Annotated in this window: 4 protein-coding genes and 2 pseudogenes; 2 read left to right on the top strand and 4 right to left on the bottom strand. The window is 62.0% G+C overall.

Annotation, left to right across the window (positions count from 1 at the left end; translation table 11 throughout):
* Positions 1-110: 110 nt before the first annotated feature.
* Together NKH04_RS33365 and NKH04_RS32850 are read right to left on the bottom strand one after the other, a co-directional pair.
* A pseudogene (locus NKH04_RS33365) lies at positions 111-286 on the bottom strand (integrase core domain-containing protein); the annotation flags it as partial.
* A 534-nt stretch (positions 287-820) separates the two neighbouring features.
* The gene (locus tag NKH04_RS32850) at positions 821-1,891 is read right to left on the bottom strand and encodes a sensor histidine kinase (protein ID WP_352542273.1); all 1,071 of its coding nucleotides are present in this window, start codon (positions 1,889-1,891) and stop codon (positions 821-823) included.
* A 212-nt stretch (positions 1,892-2,103) separates the two neighbouring features.
* Here NKH04_RS32850 and NKH04_RS32845 point away from each other — a divergent pair, with 212 nt between their 5' ends.
* The gene (locus tag NKH04_RS32845) at positions 2,104-4,104 is read left to right on the top strand and encodes an AI-2E family transporter (RefSeq protein ID WP_353045587.1); all 2,001 of its coding nucleotides are present in this window, start codon (positions 2,104-2,106) and stop codon (positions 4,102-4,104) included.
* 336 nt (positions 4,105-4,440) lie between these two features.
* On the opposite strand, the pseudogene NKH04_RS32840 reads toward NKH04_RS32845, so the two are convergent.
* Both NKH04_RS32840 and NKH04_RS32835 read right to left on the bottom strand, forming a co-directional pair.
* Positions 4,441-4,818, bottom strand: a pseudogene (locus tag NKH04_RS32840) (Tn3 family transposase); the annotation flags it as partial.
* Positions 4,819-4,944: 126 nt separating this feature from the next.
* Positions 4,945-5,184 (bottom strand): hypothetical protein, encoded by a 240-nt coding sequence (locus tag NKH04_RS32835; RefSeq protein WP_352542271.1) that lies wholly within the window; start codon positions 5,182-5,184, stop codon positions 4,945-4,947.
* 176 nt (positions 5,185-5,360) lie between these two features.
* On the opposite strand from NKH04_RS32835, the gene NKH04_RS32830 reads away from it, so the two are divergent.
* Entirely contained in the window at positions 5,361-5,798 is a 438-nt protein-coding gene (locus NKH04_RS32830) for a curlin (RefSeq protein ID WP_353045586.1), read from the top strand.
* Positions 5,799-5,942 lie beyond the last annotated feature (144 nt).

Below are 5,942 nucleotides of genomic sequence, written 5' to 3'. Positions count from 1 at the left end.
CCTCGACCAGCGCATTGGCACAATCGTCGATCCATTCGGACAGCGGCTCGCGCGCCCCCGGCGGCAAGGGATCGAGTTCGCGCACGCGCGAGCGACCGTCGCAGATTGAAGGTAGTGGCGAACTCGGCCGGTGTCTGCCAGGCGATTTGGGAATGCGGCCGCGCGGTGTTGTGTAGTCGGCGCGCCACAGGGCGATGGCGACGCGTGCCTGAGCCAGCGAAGTAAACAGCGTCTCGTTGAGCAGTTCATCGCGCAGTCGGCCGTTGAAGCTCTCGATGAAGCCATTATCCGGCATGATGTTCTTGGTGCCATCGTTTGTTCGGTACGTCAGGTTCGGTAAGCTTGGCGCATCCGGGCCACGGGGCACCGGGAGCACGCTAGTGCGGGCAGGCCGTCGTATGCAGATGAACTGCGAGTTCGAGCACATTATCTGGCCGCCCCTACGACTCGCCCGGATGCGCTGCCAGCGCGGATCCGTATTTGTCGTGTTGCCCGCTCGCTCCCTGTTCGTGACCAACGATGGAGGGAGCCGTGCGTATTATCGGCATGGACATACACCGCGTTGTAATGGCATTCGACGCGGTTCTGATCCGCCCAGGAGAGGATGGCGTTCGAGGTGAACTCGCTGCCATGGCGGGGGCGAGCAAGCAAAGCAGGTAGTCTCGAGAATAGTATTTGCTCGCCGTACCTCCGCGTGGCTCGCCGAACCAGACTTCGCAATCGGCCTGGTCCCAGCCCCAGAGGCACGTCGCCCACGCCGTTGACGCAGAATACGATGTTCGGGTTTGCTGTTTTTTGGGTCTGAGAGTTGTGGGAAGGGCTACGCCGCCCGCGGTATGCGCGACGTGAACGTTGCCCTGGACACCGATACGCTCGTGCCGTTGGCGTCGCTGATAACATCCACCCGGGCCTCGAGCTGCTTCACCAGTGCCTCCACGATGGCTGTTCCCAAGCCGCTATTTGGTGCGCGGCCGGCTGGCTTGCCGGTGCCATTGTCGGAGACCGTCAGTTTCCAGTCGCTGCCATTGGTCTCGTAAGACACCTGGATCAGGGCTGCGGTCTTCTCCCGGGGGAACGCATATTTGATCGCGTTGAGGATAAGTTCGGTGACGATCAGCCCGAAGCTGACCGCCTTCTGCGAGTCGATCCTGCCGGCTTCCGCGGTGACTTTGACGGCGATCGGCTGTGCATCCCCGATCATCGACGAGGCCAGACTGCTGCACAGCTTCGGCAGATAGGAGCCGACGTCGATTTCGTCGATGCCTGCTGAGGTGTGGAGATGGCGCTGCACTTCAGCCACCGACATGACCCGCTGGTGGGCATCTTTCAGATGCTGGCGGGTTTCCTCGGAGGTGACCGAACGGGCCTTCAGCAACAGGATGCTGGCGATAATCTGCAGGCTGTTGGCAACCCGATGCTCCATCTCACGTAGTAGCACATCCTTTTGCCGCAACAGGTCTTCGGTGCGGCCGAGAAGCTCTTCCTTCTCCCGCTCGATGACACGCCGCGCCGTTATGTCGTTGAAGGCGAGAAGGATGGTGACGGCCGAATTGTGGTCGTAAAGTACCTTTCGCGCGTTGAGCAGCATCGTGCGTTTGCCGATGTTGGGGAAATCATACTCGACCTCGAAGCCGTCCATGGCGGTCTTCTCAGGGATGATCGTCTCTAGGAGCAGGCGCAGTGCCGGAATGTCCCACTGGCCGTCGCCTAGCGCATAGAGAAGGGCGCCGTGTGTCTCCTCGGGGTCGACCTTGAAGGTCTGATAGAAAGAGCGGCTGGCCGCCAGCACATGAAACTTTTCGTCGAGGACGAGGAACGGTTCGGCGATCGTGTTGACGATGGCCTGCGACAGCGTCTGCGCGTCCTCGATATTCGCAATTGGGTGGAACAAGGCTCAAGGCCGATCTGGAGGCGCCTTCGCCTCCTCTTCGGCCCTTGTTACACACTTGACGGCTCGTGTCGCGGATTGAATCTAACCGGCGCAGCACGACAACGTGCGAGCCGGACTGTTCGCTGAATCCGGCAAGCGCGCGTAGACCCACTGATGTTGCACGCCAGCTAAATATGCCCGATATCATGGCGGCTGGCAGGGCGAGGTATTCAGTGGCGGCAAATCGTCTAAACGGAATTTACCCATCAGAGCCCGGGCTGGTGGGCATTCCGTTCGCCCCCAATGCCCGTCCGCGCACTTCATTGCCCACCGTCGCTACCATCGTGACGGCGGTTGCGGCGCTGTATTTCGGGCGCGAAGTGTTCCTGCCGATCGCTATTGCGCTGCTTTTGACCTTCGCGCTCGCGCCCGTGGTGTCGGCTCTGAAGCGCGTCGGCATTCCCCGCCTTCCTGCCGTCATCGTCAGTGTGCTCGGTGCATTCGCGGCACTCGCTCTGTTCTCCTTCATTGCCGCGTCGCAGGTCAGCGAACTGGCGCAGAACATCCCGGCCTACCAGACAAATATCCTGACCAAGATCCGCTCGCTCAAGGAAACCGGGGCAGGAGGAGGGATCATTGCCAGATTGAGTCAGGTGATCCAGCGCGTCGGGCAGGAGATCGATCTGCAGGAACCGTCACCGCCCGCCGCCGACGCGCCGAGGCCCGAGCCCGTGCCGGTCGAGATCGTCGCGAGAGAACGGCCACTCGAGATCCTGCAGAACCTCATGGGTCCGTTGATCAGCCCGCTGGCCTCGGCGGTTCTGATCGTCGTTGTCGTCATCTTCATGCTGCTGGAGCGCGAGGATCTGCGCGATCGTTTCATCCGCCTAGTCGGCTATGGTGATCTGCACCGCACCACCCAGGCGCTGCAGGATGCCGGCAAGCGCGTCGGCCAGTATCTGCTGATGCAGCTGGTCCTCAATATCGTCTATGCCATACCGATCGCTATCGGGCTCTGGATTCTGGGCATCCCCAATGCGCTGCTGTGGGGCCTGCTGGCGCTGGCGCTGCGCTTCGTTCCATATATCGGCCCGGTCATCGGGGCGCTCGTACCACTGTTCCTGGCGCTGGCGGTGGCGCCCGGTTGGTCGCTAGTGCTGTGGACCGCCGCCCTCTTCATGGTGATGGAGTTGCTCACCGGAAATGTCATCGAACCCTGGCCTTATGGCGCGCGCACGGGACTCTCGCCATTGGCCATCATCGTTGCGGCGATCTTCTGGACTTGGCTGTGGGGCCCGCTCGGCCTGGTCCTGTCGACGCCCCTCACCGTCTGTCTGGTTGTGCTCGGCAGGCACGTGCCGCAGTTCGAATTCCTCGACGTGCTGTTCGGCAACGAGCCAGTGCTCGAACCGCATGCCCGGCTTTACCAGCGGCTCCTGGCCGGCGATCCGGACGAAGCCACCGACCACGCCGAAGAGATGCTTGAGAAATATCTGGTCGAGTTCTACGACAAGATCGTCATTCCCGCTTTGTTGCTCGGCGAGCAGGATCGTGTCCGCGGCGTCATGGACGACCAGCAGAGACGGCAGATGGCAGCCAGCGCGCTGACGCTGGTGGCAAATCTCGACGACAGCGCACACGAAGAAGCGGTCGAAGAGGATGAGCCGGCTTTCGCCGAGTATGGCAAGACGGATGTGGGAAAGGAAACAGCCGGGGAGGGCAAGGAAGCCGAGGACGAGATCGAACTGCCTAACGGCGTCGGCATGTCAGTGCTGTGTTGCGGCGGGCGCGGCGAGCTTGATGATGCCGCCGCTGCCATGCTGGCGCAGGTGCTCGAAGTTCAAGGCGCGACGGTGTCGACGGCGGGCTTCGCCGATATGGACCCGGCGAGCATTCGCCGGCTCGATCTTGCCGCTGTCGATACCGTCGTTGTCGGCTTCCTCAACCCCGATTCCGTCAAGCACGCCCGCTTCCTGGTGCGCCGGCTGAAGCGCGCCAGGCCGGCGCTCAGGGTTGGCATCGCGTTCTGGTCGGAGGCCGGCAACGACGACAGCCAGGCGGCGGCAGCACTGGCCGGCGACATCAATGCCGATTTCGTTGCCCATAGCATCGTCGATGCAGTGCGCGGCGCGCTGTCAAGCGAGCCGCCGGTAGCGCTCAAGCTCGCAGCCAAGCGTCGCTTGCGCCGGCAGCCGTCCGTCACGAAGAAAGCGGCGCTTGCGGTTGCAAGCTGAGGCCGCGGCGACGACACCGCGGGGCACTCCTGGCGCGCGGGTTATTGATCCCAGCGATGGCCAGCGGTCAGGCAGACAGCTGCTCAACACCAGTACGGCGAACGAAGAACCGACCGCACAGCCAATGACGCCAAGCATCTGGCCATCCAGTTCGAACTCGTCAAGGACAGTACGATAGCAGGCCCAGCCCGCCGATGGACGGGCACGGCCCTCTGTGCGCAACGGCGCACTATGTCGCCGTCCGATCAGCACGCACAAATACGAGCGGCAGGCTTTTCTAGGGTCGGAACAAGAATTGTTCCCAGCGACACGATAAGGTCGAACGGAGCATGAACTTCATGCGGCGTGGCGGAACCGAGCCGGAAATCTGAGCGGCCGGAAGCCTTCTGGCATCTGATGATCTGCATACCAACTGTAGATGTGTAGATGCCGGTCACATTGATGTGTTCCCAGCTCAGCGGCGAGACGCGCTTCAGCAGGTGATCCGGAACCTCGCGATGCATTTTGCCCAAGTGAGTGACGGCCCGTTCGATATAGACCGGATCCCAATGCACGATCGCGCTAACGACGAGGTTGAGGCCGGAGGCGCGGAACGCTTGGCTTTCGAATGATCGGTCGCGGGATTTCGCCGCGCTCGTGGAAGAAGACGGCGCACTTCAGTTAATGCGCACCTTCGCCCTTGAGGCCGGCTTGGCAGCGCGGACGTCGCACCGGTCACACACTTGGATTTGGCTAGCGGGACATTAGCAATCAAGCAATTAAACCGGAAGGAGTACGCCAGCCGCAGACTGGCCGAGGAGTCCAGCATAGAGACCCGCGAATCTCGGGTCTTTATACGAATTACGAGATACGAATTACGAGCAAAGTGCAGCGCTCAGAAAAGTACAATGCCGGCGGCGAAGGAAATGTTGCAGTAGCGTGCATCGGAACGAGCAAGTAGCGCCAATTGTCGAGCGCCCGCGCGGCGCGGCAGAAGCTGCCGTGGTCCGCCGCCGCAATGGCGTAACGAAGCTGCGGATGTCGAACGTTATGCTCAAAATTGGCTTTTCGATCGAAGAGGTGGCGTTGCTTTTCGGCCACCGCCCTCTTCAGCCTGAAGTGGCGATCAGCCCAATTATGAGGGGCAGGGACGTAGGCGGCCTCCCGCTTCTCCTCCTGAACCACGGCTGAACGCCGCCTTCAGCATCGGTTCGAACGGCATCTCCTAAAACGAAGCCGTTCAACTCGCGGTCCCGTCCGCCAAAGGAGACGCCCTCATGATCCGCAATTCTTTCATCGCAACCGCGCTCGCCGCTCTTGTCGGCATTGTCGTCGCTGCCCCAGCCATGGCCAACGACGTGAGCATCGAGCAGTATGGCTGGTCTAATTCGGCTGGCGGCGCCCAGAACGGCTTCAAGAACCGTATCCGGGTTTACCAGAACGGCCGCTTCAACAAGGTGATCGGCCAGCAGCGCGGCCGCCACAACCTTTCGGCTATCGGCCAGGACGGGGCCGGCAACTACGGCGCCACCTACCAGAACGGCAACCGCAACGTGGCCGGCGTCGGCCAGTTCGGCTCCAACCACACCACCATTCTGACCCAGGACGGCAACGGCAACATTGCTGCCGGCGTGCAGGTGGGCCACGGCTGCGATGCCAATGTCAGCCAGGGCGGCAGCGGCAATGTCGCAGCTTTCGTCCAGGCCTGCCCATAAACACGGCAACGGCCAGGCGGGCCCGGGGCATATAAACGGCCCCCCCCCGCCCCGCCCAACAGGACCCGATAACAAAACACAGTTAGAGGAACCCCCCCCCCAAAGGCGCGGGCGGCGCGGGGAGTGTTACGGGGTGGTATAAAA

The sequence above is a fragment of the Mesorhizobium sp. M1365 genome, from assembly GCF_040317865.1.
Lineage (GTDB): Bacteria > Pseudomonadota > Alphaproteobacteria > Rhizobiales > Rhizobiaceae > Mesorhizobium.
Note: the sequence above shows the minus strand (reverse complement) of the source record. Positions and strands in the feature narration are given on the sequence as shown.